The sequence below is a fragment of the Streptomyces sp. NPDC055962 genome, assembly GCF_042270185.1.
GTDB lineage: Bacteria > Actinomycetota > Actinomycetes > Streptomycetales > Streptomycetaceae > Streptomyces.
In genome coordinates, this window is record NZ_JBHJYN010000002.1 from 694,250 (window position 1) to 714,422 (window position 20,173).

Here is a 20,173-nt window from a genome sequence, read left to right on the forward strand (position 1 = left end):
CGTCAGACACCGAGCGACCGCTTCATGATCTTGCCCAGCTCGTTGCGGGGCAGGGCGTCGAGATAGCGGACGACGCGAGGACGCTTGTGCGGTGCCAGCAGATCCGCCACATGGTCCGCCAGCTCCCGCTCCCCGGGCGGCGATCCGGGGTCGGCCGGCACCACCCAGGCCACGATCCGCTCGCCGAGGTCCGCGTCCGGCTCGCCGGTCACGGCCGCCTCGCGCACACCGGGGTGGTCGAGCAGGGCATTCTCGATCTCGCCGGCGCCGATCTTGTAGCCGCCGCTCTTGATGAGGTCGGTGGCCTTGCGCCCGACGATCCGCACATAGCCGTCGGGGTCGACCGTCGCCATGTCGCCCGTGCGGAAGAAGCCGTCCTCGGTGAAGGCGGCGGCCGTGGCGTCCGGCCGGTTCAGGTAACCGGTGAAGAGGTTCGGCCCGCGCACCTGGATCTCTCCGATGGACGCGGTGTCCGCGAGCACCGTGCCGTCCTCCTCGACGAGCCTGAGCTCCACACCCGACAGGGGCGGGCCGACCGTCCCGGCACGCGGTGCGCCGTCGGCCCGTACCCCGGTGTTCATCAGGGTCTCCGTCATCCCGTACCGCTCGATCACCCGGCGGCCGGTGGCCGCCGCGATCCGCTCGTGGTCGTGGACCGGCAGGGCCGCCGAGCCGGACACCAGCAGCCGGGCGCCCGCCAGGGCCTTCGCGAGGTTCCCCGGACCGTCCGGACCGGTCAGGGCGCCGGCCAGCCGGTGGTACATGGTGGGCACGCCGAACAGCATCGTTCCCCCCGAGAGCAGCTCGCGGGCCACTCCCTCGGCCGAGAACCGGCCGAGGTGGCGTACGGAGCCGCCCCGGCGCAGCGGGCCGAGGACGCCGAGGATCAGCCCGTGCACGTGGAACAGCGGCAGGGCGTGGACGAGGACGTCCTCACCGGTCCACCCCCAGGCGTCCTCCAGCGCGTCCAGCGACGCGGCGATCGCCCGGCGGGGCAGCACGGCGCCCTTGGGCGGGCCCGTCGTGCCCGAGGTGTAGACGACCAGGGCGGGTGACTCCGGCGAGGGCTCGGGGAGGACGGCCTCCCGGGAGGGGGCGGCCGTGGCCGTGCCGACGTCGAGCCGCTCCAGGCCGCTCAGCGCGGACGGCAGTGCGTCGCCCGTCCCGGCCAGCACGACCGACGGCTCGCTGTCGGCGACGATGTGCGCGAGCTCCCGTTCCCCGGTTTTCGGATTGAGCGGCACGGCGGGGACCCCCGCCCGCAGCGCCGCCACGACGGCGACCACCGTCTCCGGCGTGGACGTGGCCCAGACGGCGACGCGTCCCGCCCCCGCGATCCGGGCGGCGAGGGAGGCGGAGGCATCGGCCAGCTGTGCGTAGCTCAGGACGTGTGCGCCGAACCGGACGGCCTCGGGGGAGTCCGTCCGTCCGGACGCTCCGCTCAGCGCGGGCAGAAGAGAGGTCACCGGTGCAGCCTAGGGCCTCGCGCCCCGCCCCGGACGGGCTTCGCGCCCTCCCCATGACCGGGTTCGCGCCCCGCCCCGGCCCGGGTTCGCGCCCCGCCCCGGCCCGGGTTCGCGCCCCGCCCCGGACGGGCTTCGCGCCCTGCCTGGGACCGGGTTCGCGCCCCGCCCGGGATCGGGATCGTGCGGCCTCCGGCCTCCGGCCTCAGCCGTCGCGCCGGATGGTCCGCATCCGGCCGTAGGCGTACACGGCGCCCGCCAGCGCCAGGTCGGAGAGCAGCATGAAGCCGATCGAGTACGAGCCCTTCGCGCTGTAGATCGCGCCCATGACCAGCGGCGGCACGAAACCGCCGAGGCCGCCCATCGCGCCGACGATGCCGGTCACACTGCCCACCTTGGCCTGCGGGGTCACCTGCGAGACCAGCGCGAAGACGCTGCCGCTCGCGGTGCCGAGCCCCGCCGCCATGCAGAGCAGCGCGATCGTGCCGACCGGGTCCAGACCCGGGTCGAAAGCCTGGACGATGGCCATCAGCGCCGCCAGCAGCAGGGCCCCGGCCGTGACCAGGGCAGGGTGGATCCGGTCCGACAGCCAGCCGCCGACCGGCCGGAAGACGACCGTGACCAGGGCGAAGCCGGCCGCCTTGGTGCCGGCCTCGGTGGGCGACATCTCGTACCAGGTCTTCAGGTACGTCGGCAGGTACACGCCGAAGGCGACGATGCCGCCGAACCCGATCGCATAGAGCGCGGACAGCTCCCAGGTCACCCGCAGCCGGCCCGCCTGGCCCAGCCGGTGTCCCAGGGAGTCCGTCGGGACCGTGCGTCCGGGGTGGTCCGTGATCAGGACGGCCGCGAGCAGCGAGTAGACCAGGAGCGCACCGGCGACGATCCAGAACGGCAGGTTCTCGCTGTGCTTGGCGATGCGGGGCGTGAAGTAGCCGGACAGTGCGACGCCGCCCATGCCCATGCCGAACACCCCGAGCGCGAGGCCCCTCTTCGCCGGCGGGAACCACGAGTTGACCAACGGGATGCCGATCGCGAACGTCGTGCCGCCCAGGCCGAGCAGGAAGCCGACGGCGAGCATCGCCCCGTAGGAGTCCTTCGCGGGGATGAGCAGCAGCACCGGCACGATCGTCAGGGCCGAGACGACGGGGAACATCAGCCGGGCGCCGAACTTGTCGGTCAGCGCGCCCGCCGGGATACGGCCGAGCGAACCCACCAGCACGGGGACCGCCACCAGGAGCGACTGCTGGAAGGAGCTCAGGCCGAGCCGTTCCTTGAAGTCACCGGACAGCGGTGAGATCAGGTTCCACGCCCAGAAGGTGAGCGTGAACCCGATCGTCGCCATGATCAGGTTCCGGTAGGCGGCGGCGGACCGGTCCCGGTCCGGGGCGGGGTCCTGCTGGGCGGTTGTGTCCACGTCGCAAGTCAAGGGCGGGGGGCCGGACGGGGCGCGGTGGGCTGGGCCATCCGGGTAGGCCGTCGGACGGCAGGCGCCCCATGGGCACAGGGCTCGTGCGGACCCTTCGGCGGGGCCGCTCGACCGCCGTTTCCCGCCCCCGGCTGCGACAATCACCGTTATGGACCGGTTGGACAGAGAGATCCTCGGCATTCTCCAGGAGGACGCCCGGATCTCGTACCGCGATCTCGGCGTGCGCGTGGGGCTCAGTGCCAACGCCGCGGGTGACCGTGTGCGCCGCATGCGCCGCGACGGGGTGATCCGCGGCTTCACGGTCATCGTCGACCCGGCCGCCGACACCCGCTCGGGGCTCGTCGTCTTCATCGACGTGTCGCTGCGCCTCGACACGACGAACGAGGAGTTCGAACGCTCGGTGCTCACCCTGCCCGGCATCACCGAGGTGGTGCACGTGACGGGCGGCCACGACTACCTCGTACGCGCCACGGCGGCGGACCCCGGTTCCCTGGACACGCTGTTGCGCCGGCTGAAGAAGGACGCCGGCGTCGCGCACTCCAACACCCGCATCGCCCTCAGAGCCGCGCCTGCCAGGTGACCGTCGGCGACCGGCTGCCGTCCTCGGCACGCCCGTCGTCCGCGACCACGAGCCGTACCGCCGCACTCCCGTCGGGCAGCCGCGCCGTCGCGTCCACCTCCACCTCGACGGCCGACACCCCCTCCCGCCGGTGCGCAGCCGCGAGCGCCCCGCGCAGCACGTCGAGCAGTTCGCCGTCCACCGGCTGCGCCACCAGGGAGTCCACGGCGCCGGTGAACTGCACGGACGGCTGGAAGCCGAGCACCGCCGCAGCGCCGCCCGTCTCGCGCAGGACCCGGCCGCGGAAGGTCGTGGGGGCCTCGGCGGGCGGCTGCTGCAGCGCGAAGATCGCGGTCCTGACCTCCTGGATGGTGGAGTCCAGCTCGTCCACCGCCGTCGCGAGCAGCTCGGCGGTGCCGGTGTCACCCGCCAGGTCCTTGCGCCGGGTCGACTCCAGCATCATCTCCGTCGCGAACAGCCGCTGTACGACGAGGTCGTGCAGGTCACGGGCGATCCGGTCGCGGTCCTCGTAGACCGCGAGCTGCTCCCGGTAGTGCTGTGCGTCGGCCATCACCAGGGCCAGTGCGGCCTGGGAGGCGAACTGGGAGGCGAGCAGCCGGTCCGTCGCCGTGTACGGGGCCTCCCCGCGCCGCCGGGGCAGGGCGAGCGTGCCGATGAGCCTGCCCCCGCTCTGGAGGGGCAGCATCATGCTGGGGCCGAACCGGGACCGCACCGGGGTCGTCATCCGCTCGTCGGTGGCGGAGTCCTCGATGAGGACCTCCTCGCCGCCCAGCAGCTGGACGAGGACGGGGGAGCCCGGCGCGATGGCGGTGCCGACGAGGCCGGCCGGGTCGTCGAGGGTGGAGGCGGCGACGATCTCCATGCCGCCGTCCGGGGTCGGCTGGAGGATCACGCCGGCCGCCGCCCCTGCCAGCACCCTGGCCCGTTCGGCGACGGTCGTCAGGGCGTCGGTCGTGCCCGCTCCGGTCAGCAGCGCGCGGGTGATGGCGGCGGCCCCCTCGATCCAGTGCTCCCTCTGTCGCGCGGCCTCGTACAGATGGGCGCCGCCGATCGCCGCGGCGGCCTGGGAGGCGAGGAGCCGCAGCAGCGCCAGTTCCGTGTCGGTGAACCGCCCCGGCTCCTCCGCGGTGAGGCAGAGGCTGCCCAGCACCTCGGTGTGCACGCGGACCGGTGCCCCGAGGAAGGAGCGCACCGGGAAGGGCGGGGCCTCGCCGTCCCGTGGTGGCTGCGGGCCGGGGGGCAGATCGTCGACGCGCACGGCCTGCGCGTCGTCGACGAGGGTGCCCAGTGCCCCCGTACGGCCGTCCAGGAGAGGGCGGACGGCGCGGCGTTCACCGTCGGACATGCCGGTGGTGAAGAGGTCGGTGACCGTGCGGTCCTCGCCGTGGAGGAGGGCCAGGGCGCCGTGGCGCGCCCCGGCCAGGGCCGTGGCGGTGTCCACGATGTGCTGCAGCGTGGTCCGCAGGTCGAGACCCGTCTCCGCCACCGGGGAGCCCCGCGGTTCTCAGCCGACGAGCGGTGCGAGGACGAGCGGCTGGACCGTGCCGTCCAGCATCGCGCCGAGCCCCAGCACCGAGCACACGTCGGGCCGCTCGGCGATGTGCACGGGCACGCCCGTCGCGTCGCGCAGCATCTGGTCGAGCCCCGGCAGCAGGGCGCTGCCGCCGACCATCATGATCCCGGAGTCCGCGATGTCGGCCACCAGGTCCGGCGGGCAGTCCCGCAGCACCTTGCCGAGGCCGTCGAGCACCGCGGTCAGCGGGGTGTGGATCGCCTGGCGCACGGCGGCGGTGTCGACCTGCACCGAACGGGCCAGGCCGGTGGCCACGTCACGGCCGTGGATCTCCGTCACCGCGGGGCCGTTGAGCGTCAGGCCGTTGCCCCGGAGCGCCAGTTGCAGCGGGCGCACGGACTGGCTGGGAAGCATCAGCTCGTGGTGCTGGCGCAGGTGCTGGATGACCGCGTGGTCGATGGCCTCGCCGCCGATCGGGATGCGTACGGCGGTCACGATCGAGCCGAGCGAGAGCACGGCGATCTGGGTGGTGGCCGCTCCGCAGACCATGATCATGGTGGCGGTCGGCTGCTCCACCGGCAGCCCGCAGCCGATGGCCGCGGCGATGAGGGTGTCGACCAGCTCCACCCGCCGTGCTCCGAGCCCCACGAGGGTCTCGACGGCGGCCCGCTGGGCCAGCGGATCGGCGTCGTGCGGGACACAGGCGGCGGCCCGCAGCCGCGGCTTGCGGCGCAGCTGGCGGCGGAGCTTCTCGCCGAGCAGATGGCGCAGCATGCGCTGCGCCATGTCGATGTCGACGACGGTTCCGCCGGAGACCGGGCGGGCCACCCGGATGTACGCGGGCGTACGGCCGGTCATCTGCTCGGCGAGTGCGCCGACGGCGATGAGCGAGCCGGTGCGCGTGTTCACGGCGGCGACACTGGGCTCGTCGACGACGAGCCCCACTCCCTTGATGTACACACGGGTCCTCGCGGCCCCGAGATCGACGGCGACATGGCAACGGCGCAACTGTTCGAGACTGACGGTCACGGCAGGGTCTCCCGAGAGCGCTGACGGGGGGTACCGGCGGCAGCCGGCTCTCCTGGCATCGTCACGCCGGTCCGGTAGGGGCGCGCGCTGGGTGAGCCGTCGGGGGGACCCGCAGCTGACGGCACGACAGATGCCGCGCGTCGCCGGGAAGCCGGATGCGGACGTGGCGCGAACGGCGCCGGCCGCGGTCGGGGAGCCGTCGCCGGGGACGGCGTGTCAGGTGTCAGGCGCGGTCGGGGAGCAGCCGTTGGGGACGGCGTGTCAGGTGTCAGGCGCCGTCGGGGAGCAGCCGCTGGAACAGTCCCCAGGTGAACTCGGCGACGCGGGGACGGCCGCCCCTGGGGTCGGTGAAGGCCAGCGCCCAGCGGGTCGGCGCGCTGCCCTCCATGGGGCGGGCCGGGGCGAAGGCCCTGGCCACCTCGTCCACGGTGCAGGACCACGGGCTCAGGTCGGCGGCCGTACGCAGCTCGGGGCCCGCCGCACCCGGGGCGCGGACCAGCCATTCGTTCCACACGGCTCCGCCGGGGCCCGCCATCACCTCGAACCGCAGGTCCGGCCAGAGCGGCAGCCGCCACAGCAGCGCGTCGCACTCCAGGTCGCCGACCGTGCGGCGTACGGACGACTCGGGCTCACCCAGCACCGAGCGGTAGCGGCGCAGCGCGCCCCGGCCTCGCGGGGCGCGCAGCATGGCCTGCCAGCGGCGGTTCGCCTCCCTCATCTCGGCGAGGGAGGCGCTCAGTTCATGCCGGGCGTCCTCGACGAGGCCGGGCTGGTGGTCGGCCATCCGGCGCAGCAGGACGAGCTGGAACTGGAGCGGCCCGAACGGGGCGGGAGCGGTCATGCCAGCCATCCTGCCGCGTACCGCAGGGCTCGTGCGGCTCACCCGGAGTCCCCGACTCCACACAGGATCCTCACCTGTGCGCCTTCCTGTGCCCTTCCTCGCGCGTCTAGTCTGCGGGCGCCATGGATTACTGCCACCCGTGCCAACGGCACCTCAACGGGGCGCTGGCCTGCGCCGGTTGCGGGACCCCCGCCGACGCGCTGGCCCCCTACGCCCTCCCGGACCGCTCCGGCGGCCCGGCGGAGCCCGCCGACGGCGCCCCGGAGGCCGCCGGGGCCTCCGGCCACCGCCGCCGCGCCCGGGGAGCCGCCAGGAGGCGTGGCCGTCGTACGCACAGGCGGCGGGGCCGCGCCCTGCTGCTGACGGCGGCGGGTGTGGTGCTGGCGCTGGGGGCGCTGAGCCTGGCCGAGCTGGCCATGGAGCCCGGCGGCGACAGCGGCGCTGCGGACTACGTGACCGAGGCTACGTCCGGCGCCACCGAGCCCGTGCCGTCCGCCCCGTCGAGCACGGAGCCCGCGGACCCCGGGCCGGTGGACGCCCCCACCGTCGTGCCGGTCACCGACGCGCACTCCGGGTCCGCGACGGGCGGCCCGGCCCGCACGACGGCGCCCGCCGCACCTCCGTCGTCCTCCGCCCCGGCGGACACGCCGCCTGCCGCGCCCCCCTCCGCGCCCGCGGAGCCGGGCGGCACCGACGCGCCCTCCGAGCCCTCCGGCTCCGGGAGGCCGACCGCGGACCCGACGACCCCGGAACCGTCGGACGACCCCACGCCCAGCCCCACCCCGTCGCCCTCCGAGACCTGCGAGTGGTGGATCTTCTGCTTCTGACGGTCTAGGCGTCGTCCTCGCCGAGCATCCGGCGCAGGAGGTCGCGCAGGACCGTCCGCTCCGCCTCCGACAGCTCGGCGAGCGGCTCCCGGGCGAAGTCCAGCGCGTCCCGCAGCTCCCCGGCCGTCCGTCTGCCCTCCTCGGTCGGGGCGGCGAGCTTCACCCGCCGGTCGGCCGGGTCCGGGCGGCGCTCCACCAGGCCGCGGAGTTCGAGCCGGTCGACTATGCCGGTGATGTTGGACGGTTCGCATTTGAGCTTCCGGGCCACCTTGCGCATGGGCATCGGCTCCAGGGAGAGGAGCCCGAGCACCCTGGCCTGCGCGCCGGTCAGCGCGTGCGTGGCCGCGGCCCGGTCGTACTCCTCGTGGTAGCGCGCCACCACGCCGCCGATGAGCTGGATGACGTCGAGGGTGAGCGGGTCGGTGCGCGGAGTGGCCATGACACCCAGCGTACCGAATTACTTGACAAGGTGAAATATCTGGACGCATGGTTGTTTCATGTCCTGAAGCTTTTCCGCTTCGCCCCGGCACGACATCGAGGAGACCCGAGCCATGTCCGCACTTCCCACGTCCAGCCGCGAATGGCACCTCGTCGCCCGCCCGCACGGCTGGCCCGAGGCCACGGACTTCGCGCTGCGCGAGGCGCCGGTGGCCGCGCCCGGTGAGGGCCGCGTCCTCGTCCGCAACCTCCACTTCTCGGTCGACCCCTACATGCGCGGCCGGATGAACGACGTGAAGTCGTACACCCCGCCCTTCAAGCTCGACCACCCCATGGACGGCGGCGCGGTCGGCGAGGTCGTCGCCTCGAACGCCGAGGGCTTCGCCGTGGGCGACCACGTGCTGCACGGTCTCGGCTGGCGCGAGTACGCCGACGTCCCCGCCAAGCACGCGGTCAAGGTCGACGGCTCGATCGCCCCCCTCTCCGCCTACCTCGGCGTGCTCGGCATGCCCGGGCTCACCGCCTACGCCGGCCTGTTCGAGGTCGCCTCGTTCAAGGAGGGCGACGCCGTCTTCGTCTCCGGTGCGGCCGGTGCGGTCGGCAGCCAGGTCGGCCAGATGGCGAAGATCAAGGGCGCCTCCCGGGTCATCGGCTCGGCGGGCTCCGACGAGAAGGTCAAGCTCCTCGTCGAGGAGTACGGCTTCGACGCGGCCTTCAACTACAAGAACGGCCCCGTCCGGGAGCAGCTCGCCGAGGCCGCCCCCGACGGCATCGACGTCTACTTCGACAACGTCGGCGGCGAGCACCTGGAGGCCGCGATCTCCTCGCTCAACGTCCACGGCCGCGCCACCATCTGCGGGATGATCGCCCAGTACAACGCCACGGAGCCCACCCCGGGCCCGCGCAACCTCGCCCTCGTCATCGGCAAGCGGCTGCGTCTCCAGGGCATCCTGGTCGGCGACCACGCCGCGCTCCAGCCGCAGTTCGTCCAGGACGTGGCCGGCTGGCTGGCCTCCGGTGAGCTCAAGTACCGCGAGACGGTGGTCGAGGGCATCGAGAACGCGTACGACGCGTTCGTCGGCCTGCTGCGCGGCGAGAACACCGGCAAGATGATCGTCTCGCTGGACGCCTGATCCGGAGCGGGTCCGGAGCCGAGCCGGAGTCGGTCCGGAGCCGGTGCGGACCGCGTTCGGAGCCGACCCGGGCCCCGGCCCCTGCTCCGGACCCGCTCGGCCCCAGGGCGGCGGGCGGCCGGAGCGCCCGGACGACCACCCGCTAGGCTCGGCCCAGGCCGTCGCGGTCGTGGGCGCGAGCCGCGGCGCATCAGCAGGAGGAATGACCCGTATGACCATCCAGAACATCGACGTCGCCTACACCGCCGTCGCCACCGCGGAGAACGGCCGTGACGGCCGCGTCTCCTCCGACGACGGCAACCTCGACGTCGTCGTCAACCCGCCGAAGGCGATGGGCGGCAGCGGCGCGGGCACCAACCCCGAGCAGCTCTTCGCGGCGGGCTACAGCGCCTGCTTCCAGGGCGCTCTCGGCGTGGTCGCCCGCCAGGAGAAGGCCGACATCTCCGGTTCGACGGTGACCGCCTCGGTCTCCATCGGCAAGACCGAGGCCGGCGGCTTCGGCCTGGAGGTCGCGATCAGCGCCTCCATCCCGAACGTCGACACGGCCACCGCCCAGGCGCTCGTCGAGAAGGCGCACCAGGTGTGCCCGTACTCGAACGCCACCCGCGGCAACATCAAGGTCGAGCTGTCCGTCGGCTGACCCGAGCCCGACCCCGTACGTCCGAGGGCCGCATCCCGTCACAGGGGTGCGGCCCTCGGTCGTGCGCGGGTCCGCCGCATCCGCGAAAGCGCGCGCAGGGGCATTGACGGCCGCGAAGGTGGAACTCTACGGTCCCGTTCGAGGTTACGAGCATCATTCGAGATATCGAACGAGTAAGGAAGCCCATGACCCGCACCGCGCGCTTCACCCTCGACCCGGCCTTCACCGTCGGCGACGTCGACCCACGGCTCTTCGGCTCCTTCGTCGAGCACCTCGGCCGCTGTGTCTACGACGGCCTGTTCGAGCCCGGTCACCCGTCGGCCGACGAGGCCGGCCTGCGCACCGACGTCCTGGATCTCGTCCGTGAACTCGGCGTCACCGCCATCCGCTACCCCGGCGGCAACTTCGTCTCCGGCTACCGCTGGGAGGACAGCGTCGGCCCTGCCGACGAGCGCCCCCGCCGGCTCGACCTCGCCTGGCGGTCCACCGAGACGAATCGTTTCGGCCTCTCCGAGTACATCGACTTCCTCAGGAAGATCGGCCCCCGGGCCGAACCCATGCTCGCGGTCAACCTCGGCACCCGCGGGGTCCAGGAGGCCGTCCAGCTCCAGGAGTACGCCAACCATCCGTCCGGCACCGCGCTCTCCGACCTCCGCGCCGCCCACGGTGACAAGGACCCCTTCGGGATCAAGCTGTGGTGCCTGGGCAACGAGATGGACGGCCCCTGGCAGACCGGTCACAAGACGGCCGAGGAGTACGGGCGGCTCGCGGCCGAGACCGCGCGTGCGATGCGCCAGATCGACCCGTCCGTCCAGCTCGTCGCCTGCGGGTCCTCCAGCCGCGCCATGCCGACCTTCGCGGCCTGGGAGGCGACGGTCCTCGCCGAGACCTACGACCTCGTCGACTACGTCTCCCTGCACGCCTACTACGAGGAGACCGACGGCGACCGCGACTCCTTCCTCGCCTCGGCCGTCGACATGGAGTCCTTCATCGAGAGCGTCGTCGCGACCTGCGACCACGTCGGGGCCCGTCTCAAGTCCACGAAGAAGATCAACCTCTCCTTCGACGAGTGGAACGTCTGGTACCAGAAGCGCTTCCAGCAGGAGACGGAGGAGAACCCGCTCGACTGGCCCGAGGCGCCCCGGCTGCTGGAGGACAACTACACCGTCACCGACGCCGTCGTCTTCGGCAGCCTGCTCATCGCCCTGCTGCGCCACGCCGACCGGGTGACCGTCGCCTGCCTCGCCCAGCTGGTCAACGTCATCGCGCCGATCATGACCGAGCCCGGTGGCCCCGCCTGGCGGCAGACCACCTTCATCCCCTTCGCCCAGGCCGCGCGGTACGGCCGGGGCCAGGTCCTCGACGTACGGGTGGACTCGCCCACCCACGGGACGGCGAAGTACGGCGAGACGGACCTGCTGCACGCCACCGCCGTACGGGACCCGGAGACCGGGGCCGTCACGGTCTTCGCCGTGAACCGGAGCCAGGACGCCGAGCTGCCGCTCGAAGTCGCCCTGGCGGGGCTGGAGCTGGGCCGGGTGGCCGAGCACCTGGTCGTCGCGGACGCCGACCCGGAGGCGCGCAACACCCTCGCCGAGCCCGAGCGGGTCGTCCCGCACGCCGCCGAGGGCACCGAGCTCGCCGACGGCACGCTCACGGCGGTGCTGGCCCCGCTCTCCTGGAACATGATCCGGCTGGAGTAGGCCGGACGTCCGACCCGCTACGGGTGCCCCGTGAAGGGGCCGGGCTCCGGCCCCCTCACGGGCTCGCCCTCAGGGGCGGAGGTGCCGGGTGAGGAAGCGTGCGGCGGAGTCCCCGGCGAACCGCGGGACACCGGTGTGCCCTCCCAGGGTGGCGTGCAGCGTCTTCTCCTCGGAGCCGAAGGCGTCGAACAGGTCCAGCGCCGCCTGCCGGTCGTTGCCCTCGTCGTCCCACTGCAGCAGGACGTGCACCGGGACGGTGACCCGGCGCGCTTCCTCGAAGATGACGCGGGGGACGAGGCTCCCGGCGAACAGGACGGCGGCCGAGACGCGCGGCTCGACCGCCGCCAGCCGGGTGCCGATGGAGATCACTCCTCCCGAGTACCCGACCGGCCCGCCGATCCCGGGCAGGTCGAGGAGAGCGTCCAGGGCGTCCTGCCATTCCGGGACCGCCCTGTCGACCAGCGGGAGGACGAGGGCATCGATGAGCGCGTCACCGACGGGCTCGCCGGCCTGCATGGTCCGGCGCAGGTCCGCGCGCGCCTGGTCGACGGCGGGCCATCGCGGCCGGTCGCCGCTGCCGGGGAGCTCGACGGTGGCCGCGGCGAAGCCGTCCGCGACCGCCTGCCGGGCCCGCTCCGCGAGCCGCGGGTACATCCTGTCCAGGCCGAGCGGAGGGTGGCCGAGCAGGATCAGCGGCGCCGGATCCGGCGTGGGTGCGGACGCGGGCGTCCACAGGATGCCGGGGATCTCGCCGAGCAGGAAACGGCGTTCGAGGATGTCGTCGCCGAGGCGGTGTTCGGAGGTGAAACGCATGGTCGTGCCTTTCGGGAGGGCTTGGTGAAGGCGCTCCCGGACGACCTATCGCCCGGCCATGACTCCGCAGGGGAGCACCCATGTCGATACTGCGTTCACGGGTACCACCTCCTGTCTCTCTCGCACGGCCTCCGGCAGGCTAACAGAGCGGCGGGACCGGCTCGAAGGAATATCGACCCCCTGCCCGCCTGCCCGCACCCTGGTACCCCCGCACGCCGGTACGCCGATGGCGCCCGCCCCCAGGCCCGGGGCGGGCGCCATCGGCGTACCGTCGGTTCAGCGTGCGGAGAAGGCGTGCACCGTCGTCGAGCGGTAGGTGGCGCCCGGGCGCAGCACCGCCGTCAGGACGGTGCGTCTGCTGGTTCCGGCGATGAAGGTCATCTACACGACTCCTGTCAGAGGAAAGGGGTGTTACGAACCGACCTTGCGCTTGTTCCAGACGTCGAAGCCGACGGCGGCCAGCAGCACCGCACCCTTGATGACCTGCTGCCAGTCGGTGCCGATGCCGACGAGGTTCATACCGTTGTTCAGCACGCCCAGGACCAGACCACCGATGATCGCGCCGAGGACCGTGCCGACGCCGCCGCTCATCGACGCGCCGCCGATGAACGAGGCGGCGATGGCCTCCAGTTCGAAGTTGAGGCCCGCCTTGGGCGAGGCCGCGTTGAAGCGGGCGGCGAAGACCAGGCCCGCCAGGGCCGCGAGCATGCCCATGTTCAGGAAGACCAGGAAGGTGACCTTCTTGTCCTTCACGCCCGACAGCTTGGCGGCGGGCAGGTTGCCGCCGATGGCGTAGATGTGGCGGCCGACGATCGCGTTGCGCATCAGGTAGCCGAACCCGACCACGAGCACGCCGAGGATGAGCAGCACGACCGGGGCGCCCTTGTAGCTGGCGAGCAGCAGGGTGACGACGAGGACGGCCGAGACCAGTGCCACCAGCTTCAGCACGAACAGCTTGGCCGGCAGCACGTCGAGGGCGAACTCCTGCTGCCGCTTGCGGTCGCGCATCTCCTGGATCACCACGAAGGCGATCAGGGCGAAGCCCAGGAGCAGGGTGAGGTTGTGGTAGTTGGTGGAGGGCCCGACCTCGGGCAGGAAGCCGTTGGCTATCTTCTGCAGGTCCTTCGGGAAGGGGCCGAGGGTCTGGCCCTTCAGGAAGATCTCCGTCAGACCGCGGAAGAGCAGCATGCCCGCGAGGGTCACGATGAACGACGGTATGCCGAGGTAGGCGATGAAGAAGCCCTGCACCGAACCCGCGACGGCGCCGATGGCCAGGCACAGCACCACGGCGAGGGGCCAGGGGAGATCGTGCTCGACCATCAGCACGGCGGCCATCGCACCGATGAAAGCGGTCAGCGAGCCGACCGAGAGGTCGATGTGGCCCGCGATGATGACGAGCATCATGCCGATCGCGAGGATCAGGATGTAGCTGTTCTGCAGCACCAGGTTGGAGACGTTGCGCGGCAGCAGCAGGTCGCCGTCCGTCCACACCGCGAACAGCACCACGATCAGGCCGAGGGCCATCAGCATGCCGTACTGGCGCATGTTGCGGCGCATGCCGCCCAGCATCAGCTGGAGCAGTCCCTCACCGGTGGCCGCCCCGTCCTTGCCGGGCGGCACGGGGGCCGGGGTCTTCGCGGTCACGTCCGTGCTCATCGGGTTACCTCTTTGTCCTTCGTCATCTGACGCATCAGCGCTTCCTGCGAGGCCTCGGCCCGGGAGAACTCACCCGTCAGCCGGCCGGCGGCCATCGTGTAGATGCGGTCGCACATGCCGAGCAGTTCCGGCAGTTCCGAGGAAATGAAGACGACCGCCTTGCCCTGGGCGGCCAGCCGGTCGATGACCGTGTAGATCTCGTACTTGGCTCCCACGTCGATGCCGCGCGTGGGCTCGTCCAGGATCAGCACCTCGGGACCCGCGAAGATCCACTTGCTGAGGACGACCTTCTGCTGGTTGCCGCCGGACAGCTTGCCCACCGGCTCGAAGACGGTCGGCGCCTTGATGTTCATGGACTTCCGGAAGTCCTCGGCGACCTGCCGTTCCCCGTGCTCGTCGACCACGCCCCGCCTGGCGACCTTGCCCAGGGCGGTCAGCGAGATGTTCCGGTTGATCGTGTCGATGAGGTTGAGGCCGTAGTGCTTGCGGTCCTCCGTGGCGTACGCGATGCCGTGCCCGACCGCCTCGGGGACGGTCTTCGTACGGACCACGGCACCGTCCCTGAGGACGGTGCCGCCCGCGTAGCGCCCGTAGGAGCGGCCGAAGACGCTCATCGCCAGTTCGGTGCGGCCGGCGCCCATGAGTCCCGCGATGCCGACGATCTCGCCGCGCCGTACCTCGATCGAGACGTCGTCGACGACCTTGCGCTGCTGGTCGATCGGGTGGTGCACCGTCCAGTTGCGGATCTCCAGGGCGGGCGCGGAGCCCTCCTCCGGGTGGTGCGGGGTCCGCTCCGGGAAGCGGTGCTCCAGATCGCGGCCGACCATCCCGCTGATGATCCGGTCCTCGGTCGTCTCCGCCGCCTTCACGTCGAGCGTCTCGATGGAGCGCCCGTCGCGGATGATCGTGACCGAGTCGGCGACCCGGCGGATCTCGTTCAGCTTGTGCGAGATGATGATCGAGGTCATGCCCTGGTCCTTCAACGAGAGGATCAGGTCGAGGAGTTTGCCGCTGTCCTCGTCGTTGAGCGCCGCCGTCGGCTCGTCGAGGATGAGCAGCTTCACCTTCTTCGAGAGCGCTTTGGCTATCTCCACCAGCTGCTGCTTGCCCACGCCGATGTCGGCGACGCGGGTCTCCGGGTGCTCGTCGAGACCGACCCGGCGCAGCAGTTCACCCGCGTGCCTGAGGGTGTCGTTCCAGTTGATCAGCCCGCGCTTGGCGTGCTCGTTGCCGAGGAAGATGTTCTCCGCGATGGAGAGGTACGGCACCAGTGCCAGTTCCTGGTGGATGATCACGATGCCGTGCTGCTCGCTCGCCCGGATGTCCTTGAACCGGCAGGTCTCGCCCTCGAAGAGGACGTCCCCTTCGTAGCTGCCGTGCGGATGGACGCCGGAGAGCACCTTCATCAGGGTCGACTTGCCGGCGCCGTTCTCTCCGCATATGGCGTGGACCTCGCCCTGACGGACGGTCAGTGTGACGTCCGAGAGCGCCTTCACACCGGGGAAGGTCTTGACGATCGAGCGCATTTCCAGGACGGGTCCCGCCATGGTCTTGCCTTCCAATCCTTGAGGGAGCCCGGTTACTTGAGGTCGTTCTCGGTGTAGTAGCCGCCGTCGACGAGGATCTCCTTGTAGTTGGCCTTGTCGACGCTGACGGGCTGGAGCAGGAAGGCGGGGACGACCTTGGCGCCGTTGTCGTACGACTTGGTGTCGTTGACCTCGGGCTTCTTGTCGTTCAGGACCGCGTCGACCATGTTCGAGGCGACCTTGGCGAGTTCACGCAGGTCCTTGTAGACGGTCTGCGTCTGCTCGCCCGTGATGATGGACTTCACCGAGGCGACCTCGGCGTCCTGGCCCGTGACGACCGGCATCGGCTTGGCCTTGGTGCCGTAGCCGTCCGACTTCAGGGCGGAGAGGATGCCGATGGAGATGCCGTCGTACGGCGAGAGCACGGCGTCGACCCGGGCGCTGCGGTAGCTGGACGTCAGCAGGTCGTCCATGCGCTTCTGGGCGGTGCCGCCGTCCCAGCGCAGGGTGGTGACCTGGTTGAGGGCGGTCTGCTTGGACCGGACGACCAGCTCGCCCTTGTCCACGTAGGGCTTCAGGACGTTCATGGCGCCCTGGAAGAAGTACTTGGTGTTGTTGTCGTCGTTGGAGCCGGCGAACAGCTCGATGCTGAAGGGGCCCTTCTTGCCGTCCTCCAGCCCCAGCTTGTCCACGATGTACGTGCCCTGGAGCTCGCCGACCTTCTCGTTGTCGAACGAGGCGTAGTAGTCGACGTTCTCCGAGCCGAGGATCAGCCGGTCGTAGGAGATCACCGGGATGTCGGCGTCCTTGGCCTGCTGGAGAACGTTGTCGAGCGACTTGTTGTCGATCGCGGCGACGATCAGGGCGTCCACGCCCTGCGTGATCATGTTCTCGATCTGCGAGACCTGCTGGTCCGGGTCGTCCTCGCCGTAGGCCAGCTTGGTCTTGTAGCCCTTGCCCTTGAGCTCCTTCACGACGTTGGCACCGTCGGAGATCCAGCGCTCGGAGGACTTGGTCGGCATTGCGATGCCGATGGTGGCGCCGTCGGAGCCGCCCTTGTCCTCCTCACTGCCGCCCTCGCTGTTCTGGCCGCAGGCGGTCAGGGCGAGGGCCAGGGAGGCGGCGGAGGCTACGGCGGCGAGTGCGGCTCTGCGGTTGCGCATGGTCATCATCCTTGATGTGGGTCATGGCTCGGTCCGGTGGTGCCGAAAGGCTGAGAGCGGCTCGACCGAGAACAGGTGTGTGGGATTGTGCGCGGCTGTGTCTTTTTTTGGGGAGACTGTTTCCGGAACGTTATGACGAAGTTCCGAACCGGCTGAGCGGGCCCGGGAGTCGGCTGCCGAGGGCCGCCATGCCTCCGTCCGCCCCGTGCCGTGCGAGCAGGTCCAGCGCGAGGCGGCCGCGCCGCACGCGCTCCGTGGCGGTGGACAGCGCCAGCTCCCGCAGGTGCCGGCCGTACGGGTAGATCCCGGGCGACCTGGAGAGGCCGAACTTCAGGTACAGGGGCGCGCCGCGTCGGATCAGCTCGGCGACCTCGTACATCCGCACATAACCGCCCAGGTCGTCGGGTGCCTCGATGTAGAGGTCCATCGGCGCCCGCGAGACCCGGCGGATCTCGGTGAGCTGGGCGAGCGTCAGGTCGCTGGGGATGTTGACCGAGTCGGCTCCGAGCTGCTCGAACACGGCGTACGAGGCCGGGTTCACCGGTCCGATGAGCGCGGACACCTTGAAGGTGGTGTCCGCGGGCAGGATGCCCTGCTCGCGCAGCCGGTGCAGGGTCCACAGCACACCCTCGTCGGCCACGAGCAGGCACTTCACACCCAGCCCGGTGGCGCGCAGGGCGTCCTCCACGCAGCCGGCCACGGCGTCGTGGCCCCGGGCGCGCAGCCCGGCCCCGCCGGAGTCGGTGCGGACCGAGGCGCCGGTGTCCCAGGTGCCGCGCGGCCCCGTGAACAGGCAGAGCTCGATGTCCCGTTCGGCGCAGCCCCCGACCATCTCGGTGATCTCGGCGTCGGTCAGCATCCAGATGCCGCTGCCCTGGCTGATGCGGTGGACCGGTACGCCGAGCCTCGCCGACTCCTCGAGCACGACACCGAGGGCCTCCGGGCCCTCCACGGACGGCACCTCGGTGCGCCAGCTCCCCCCGTCGGGGAAGGAGTGCGGGGAGGCGTCGGCCGGGGACAGGGGCGCCGGGCCGAGGCCGAGCGCGGTGAGCGCCGCCTCGCCGGGGCGGCGGGCACCGGCGGCACCGGGGGGAGAGACAGGGGCGTCGTTCACGACTGGTCCTTCATGTTCGGTATTTCGGACGACATTCGGATCTTTGGGGGTACGCCGGTACGGAGGCGGTCAGGTCGCCGCCGGGCCGGCGTACGGATCAGGGCGGGCCCGTCACGGCCGCAGCAGCACCTTCCCGGTCTCCGGATCCCCGGATCCCACCAGCGCCACCGCATCGGCGAACCGCTCCAGCGGGAACTCGTGGGTGATCAGCGGGGCCGGGTCGAGCAACCCGGCCGTGAACGCCCGCACGGCGTAGGACCAGGCGGCCGAGGGTGCACCGAAGACGCTGCGCACGGTGAGCTGGCTGAGTGACAGGTGCACCGGGTCGATGCCCACGGCGCCGGGGGTGAACATCCCGGTCAGCACAACCCGGCCGCCGCGACGCGCCAGCAGGCACGCGTCCGCCGCGGTGGACGGCGCTCCGGCCGTCTCCACGACCAGGTCGTAGCGGCCGCGCACCTCCTCTGCCTCCTTGGGTACCCGGGCCTCGCCCGCCCCGAAGTCCAGGGCCAGCGAAGCGCGTTCCTGCCTCGGGTCGATCACGGTGAGCTCCGCCGGCGACACCGCCGCCAGCAGCTGCACCGCGAGCAGGCCGAGCGTGCCCGCCCCGACCACGGCGATCCGCTCACCCGGCTCGGGAGCCCCCGCCCGTACCGCCGCCGCGATCACGGCGGACGGCTCCAGCAGGGCCGCGGCCCGCAGGTCGGCGTCGTCGGCGAGCGGGTGCAGCAGCCGTGCCGGGACGACCAGGTGGTCGGCGAACGCCCCGGGCCGGGTGAACCCCGTCTCGTCGTAACCCGCGGTGCACAGGGAGGTCTCCCCGTACCGGCACCGCTCGCAGCGCCCGCACGCCCGGAAGCCCTCGGCGACCGTGCGCCGCCCGGTCAGTGCGGGGTCGACGCCCTCGCCCACCGCGTCGACGGTGCCCGCCCACTCGTGCCCCGGGACCACGGGGTAGCGCACGTAGGCGGGGTCGCGACGGCCGTCGTAGACCTCGCGGTCGCTCATGCAGATCCCCGCGGCGGCGACGCGCACCCTGACCTCGCCGGGGCCAGGATCCGGGAGCGGCCCCTCGGTCAGCCGGTGGCTGCCCGGCCGCTCGACGGTCAACGAGCGCGAGACGGGCGTCACTTGGGCTGCCTCTTCTCCCAGCCGTCCGCCCACAGGTCGAACCGCGCCTGCTGCTGCGGGAATTCCGCCGCGGCGTCCACGTCCAGCTCCACGCCGAGCCCGGGGGCGTCGGAGAGCTCGAAGCAGCCGGTCGCGGGGTCGACGGCGGGGGCGCCCTTGACGACCTTCTTGATGTCCGCGTCCGCGAAGTCGTTGAAGTGTTCGAGGATCTTGAAGTTGGGGGTGCAGCCCGCCACCTGGAGGCTCGCCGCGGTCAGCACCGAGCCGCCCACGTTGTGCGGGGCGATCAGCGTGTAGTGGGTCTCGGCGGTCGCTGCGAGCTTGCGGGTCTCCAGGATGCCGCCGATGTGGCCGACGTCCGGCTGGATGATGTCGGCGGCCTGCGACTCGAAGAGCTCGCGGAACTCGATCCGGTCGTGGATGCGTTCGCCCGTCGCGATCGGCAGGTCCACCTTCTCCGCCACCTTGCTCAGGGCCTTGAGGTTCTCCGGCGGGACCGGCTCCTCCAGCCAGGCCGGCCTGAACGGCGCCATCTCGCGCGCGATCCGCACCGCCGTCGACGGGCTGAACCGTCCGTGCATCTCCAGCATCAGCTCGGTGTCGGGGCCGATGGCGTCCCGCACGGCCTCGATGAGGGACACGGCGTAGCGGGTCTCCTCCTGGCCCAGCTCGAAGTGGCCCGTGCCGAAGGGGTCGATCTTCAGCGCCCGGTACCCGCGCTCCACCACTCCCTGCGCCGCCTCGTGGTACGCCTCCGGGGTGCGCTCGGTGGTGTACCAGCCGTTGGCGTACGCCTTGACCCGGTCGGTGACCTTTCCGCCGAGCAGCTGCCAGACGGGGACGCCCAGCGCCTTGCCCTTGATGTCCCAGCAGGCCATCTCGATGACCGCGATGCCGGACATCACGATCTCCCCGGCCCGGCCGTAGTCGCCGTACTTCATCCGCTTGACGAGGTCCTCGATCGCGAACGGGTCGGACCCGGTGATGTGGTTGGCCGACGCCTCCCGCAGATAGCCGAGCAGTGCGTCCGTGCGGCCGAGCATCCGGGTCTCGCCGACTCCGGTGAGACCCTCGTCGGTGTGCACCTGGACGTAGGTGAGGTTGCGCCACGGCGTGCCGACGACGTGCGTGCTGATTCCGGTGATGCGCACGGGTGTTGCCTCTCCACGGTGTT

Annotated in this window: 18 protein-coding genes; 5 read left to right on the forward strand and 13 right to left on the reverse strand. The window is 71.7% G+C overall.

Annotated features, from left to right (window positions below):
* Positions 1-2 precede the first annotated feature (2 nt).
* On the reverse strand, positions 3-1,466 hold the full coding sequence (locus ACFC51_RS08300; RefSeq protein ID WP_376368502.1) for an acyl-CoA synthetase: 1,464 nt from the start codon (positions 1,464-1,466) through the stop codon (positions 3-5).
* Positions 1,467-1,668: 202 nt separating this feature from the next.
* The gene (locus ACFC51_RS08305; RefSeq protein WP_376527609.1) at positions 1,669-2,880 is read right to left on the reverse strand and encodes a nitrate/nitrite transporter; all 1,212 of its coding nucleotides are present in this window, start codon (positions 2,878-2,880) and stop codon (positions 1,669-1,671) included.
* Between the two features lie 160 nt (positions 2,881-3,040).
* On the opposite strand from ACFC51_RS08305, the gene ACFC51_RS08310 reads away from it, so the two are divergent.
* A complete protein-coding gene (locus ACFC51_RS08310) occupies positions 3,041-3,472 on the forward strand; it encodes an Lrp/AsnC family transcriptional regulator (RefSeq protein ID WP_014156425.1) in 432 nt (143 codons plus the stop codon).
* Here the strand turns inward: ACFC51_RS08310 and ACFC51_RS08315 are convergent.
* The 3 genes from ACFC51_RS08315 to ACFC51_RS08325 form a co-directional block, all read right to left on the reverse strand.
* Positions 3,450-4,958, reverse strand: a complete 1,509-nt coding sequence (locus tag ACFC51_RS08315) for a GAF domain-containing sensor histidine kinase (protein ID WP_376368500.1) — start codon at positions 4,956-4,958, stop codon at positions 3,450-3,452. The two genes, ACFC51_RS08310 and ACFC51_RS08315, sit on opposite strands and share 23 nt — an antisense overlap.
* Positions 4,959-4,976: 18 nt before the next feature.
* On the reverse strand, positions 4,977-6,014 hold the full coding sequence (locus tag ACFC51_RS08320; protein ID WP_376368499.1) for a rod shape-determining protein: 1,038 nt from the start codon (positions 6,012-6,014) through the stop codon (positions 4,977-4,979).
* Positions 6,015-6,282: 268 nt separating this feature from the next.
* Positions 6,283-6,855 (reverse strand): hypothetical protein, encoded by a 573-nt coding sequence (locus ACFC51_RS08325; protein ID WP_376527612.1) that lies wholly within the window; start codon positions 6,853-6,855, stop codon positions 6,283-6,285.
* Positions 6,856-6,977: 122 nt separating this feature from the next.
* On the opposite strand from ACFC51_RS08325, the gene ACFC51_RS08330 reads away from it, so the two are divergent.
* On the forward strand, positions 6,978-7,682 hold the full coding sequence (locus tag ACFC51_RS08330) for a hypothetical protein (protein WP_376527614.1): 705 nt from the start codon (positions 6,978-6,980) through the stop codon (positions 7,680-7,682).
* A 4-nt stretch (positions 7,683-7,686) separates the two neighbouring features.
* Here the strand turns inward: ACFC51_RS08330 and ACFC51_RS08335 are convergent, their stop codons facing one another.
* Positions 7,687-8,121: a MarR family winged helix-turn-helix transcriptional regulator gene (locus ACFC51_RS08335; protein WP_376368496.1), complete on the reverse strand. Its 435-nt coding sequence runs from the start codon at positions 8,119-8,121 to the stop codon at positions 7,687-7,689.
* A 112-nt stretch (positions 8,122-8,233) separates the two neighbouring features.
* Between ACFC51_RS08335 and ACFC51_RS08340 the strand changes: the two genes are divergently transcribed.
* From ACFC51_RS08340 to ACFC51_RS08350, 3 genes are all read left to right on the forward strand, one after another.
* Positions 8,234-9,253, forward strand: coding sequence for an NADP-dependent oxidoreductase (locus tag ACFC51_RS08340; RefSeq protein ID WP_376527617.1), 1,020 nt, complete (start codon positions 8,234-8,236; stop codon positions 9,251-9,253).
* A 211-nt stretch (positions 9,254-9,464) separates the two neighbouring features.
* Positions 9,465-9,893, forward strand: coding sequence for an organic hydroperoxide resistance protein (locus ACFC51_RS08345; RefSeq protein WP_376368494.1), 429 nt, complete (start codon positions 9,465-9,467; stop codon positions 9,891-9,893).
* A gap of 185 nt (positions 9,894-10,078) precedes the next feature.
* The gene (locus ACFC51_RS08350) at positions 10,079-11,596 is read left to right on the forward strand and encodes an alpha-N-arabinofuranosidase (RefSeq protein ID WP_376527619.1); all 1,518 of its coding nucleotides are present in this window, start codon (positions 10,079-10,081) and stop codon (positions 11,594-11,596) included.
* 69 nt (positions 11,597-11,665) lie between these two features.
* On the opposite strand, the gene ACFC51_RS08355 is transcribed toward ACFC51_RS08350, so the two are convergent.
* The 7 genes from ACFC51_RS08355 to ACFC51_RS08385 form a co-directional block, all read right to left on the reverse strand.
* Positions 11,666-12,409, reverse strand: coding sequence for a dienelactone hydrolase family protein (locus ACFC51_RS08355; protein ID WP_376527622.1), 744 nt, complete (start codon positions 12,407-12,409; stop codon positions 11,666-11,668).
* A gap of 411 nt (positions 12,410-12,820) precedes the next feature.
* Positions 12,821-14,065: a multiple monosaccharide ABC transporter permease gene (mmsB, locus tag ACFC51_RS08360; RefSeq protein ID WP_376368234.1), complete on the reverse strand. Its 1,245-nt coding sequence runs from the start codon at positions 14,063-14,065 to the stop codon at positions 12,821-12,823.
* Positions 14,062-15,612 (reverse strand): multiple monosaccharide ABC transporter ATP-binding protein, encoded by a 1,551-nt coding sequence (mmsA, locus tag ACFC51_RS08365; protein WP_376527624.1) that lies wholly within the window; start codon positions 15,610-15,612, stop codon positions 14,062-14,064. The genes mmsB and mmsA overlap by 4 nt, the downstream gene beginning before the upstream one ends.
* A gap of 32 nt (positions 15,613-15,644) precedes the next feature.
* Positions 15,645-16,754, reverse strand: coding sequence for a multiple monosaccharide ABC transporter substrate-binding protein (chvE, locus tag ACFC51_RS08370; protein WP_376368230.1), 1,110 nt, complete (start codon positions 16,752-16,754; stop codon positions 15,645-15,647).
* A 130-nt stretch (positions 16,755-16,884) separates the two neighbouring features.
* Positions 16,885-17,868: a hypothetical protein gene (locus ACFC51_RS08375; RefSeq protein WP_376368228.1), complete on the reverse strand. Its 984-nt coding sequence runs from the start codon at positions 17,866-17,868 to the stop codon at positions 16,885-16,887.
* 111 nt (positions 17,869-17,979) lie between these two features.
* On the reverse strand, positions 17,980-18,999 hold the full coding sequence (locus tag ACFC51_RS08380) for a zinc-binding dehydrogenase (protein WP_376527627.1): 1,020 nt from the start codon (positions 18,997-18,999) through the stop codon (positions 17,980-17,982).
* On the reverse strand, positions 18,996-20,150 hold the full coding sequence (locus ACFC51_RS08385; protein WP_376368224.1) for a mandelate racemase/muconate lactonizing enzyme family protein: 1,155 nt from the start codon (positions 20,148-20,150) through the stop codon (positions 18,996-18,998). Before ACFC51_RS08385 ends, ACFC51_RS08380 begins: the two co-directional genes overlap by 4 nt.
* Positions 20,151-20,173 lie beyond the last annotated feature (23 nt).

Coding starts and splice junctions, on each gene's coding strand:
- ACFC51_RS08335 (WP_376368496.1), bottom strand. CDS start 8,121: ATGGCCACTCCGCGCACCGACCCGCTCACCCTCGACGTCATCCAGCTC.
- chvE (WP_376368230.1), bottom strand. CDS start 16,754: ATGCGCAACCGCAGAGCCGCACTCGCCGCCGTAGCCTCCGCCGCCTCC.
- ACFC51_RS08330 (WP_376527614.1), top strand. CDS start 6,978: ATGGATTACTGCCACCCGTGCCAACGGCACCTCAACGGGGCGCTGGCC.
- ACFC51_RS08310 (WP_014156425.1), top strand. CDS start 3,041: ATGGACCGGTTGGACAGAGAGATCCTCGGCATTCTCCAGGAGGACGCC.
- ACFC51_RS08345 (WP_376368494.1), top strand. CDS start 9,465: ATGACCATCCAGAACATCGACGTCGCCTACACCGCCGTCGCCACCGCG.
- ACFC51_RS08325 (WP_376527612.1), bottom strand. CDS start 6,855: ATGACCGCTCCCGCCCCGTTCGGGCCGCTCCAGTTCCAGCTCGTCCTG.
- ACFC51_RS08350 (WP_376527619.1), top strand. CDS start 10,079: ATGACCCGCACCGCGCGCTTCACCCTCGACCCGGCCTTCACCGTCGGC.
- ACFC51_RS08340 (WP_376527617.1), top strand. CDS start 8,234: ATGTCCGCACTTCCCACGTCCAGCCGCGAATGGCACCTCGTCGCCCGC.
- mmsB (WP_376368234.1), bottom strand. CDS start 14,065: ATGAGCACGGACGTGACCGCGAAGACCCCGGCCCCCGTGCCGCCCGGC.
- ACFC51_RS08355 (WP_376527622.1), bottom strand. CDS start 12,409: ATGCGTTTCACCTCCGAACACCGCCTCGGCGACGACATCCTCGAACGC.
- mmsA (WP_376527624.1), bottom strand. CDS start 15,612: ATGGCGGGACCCGTCCTGGAAATGCGCTCGATCGTCAAGACCTTCCCC.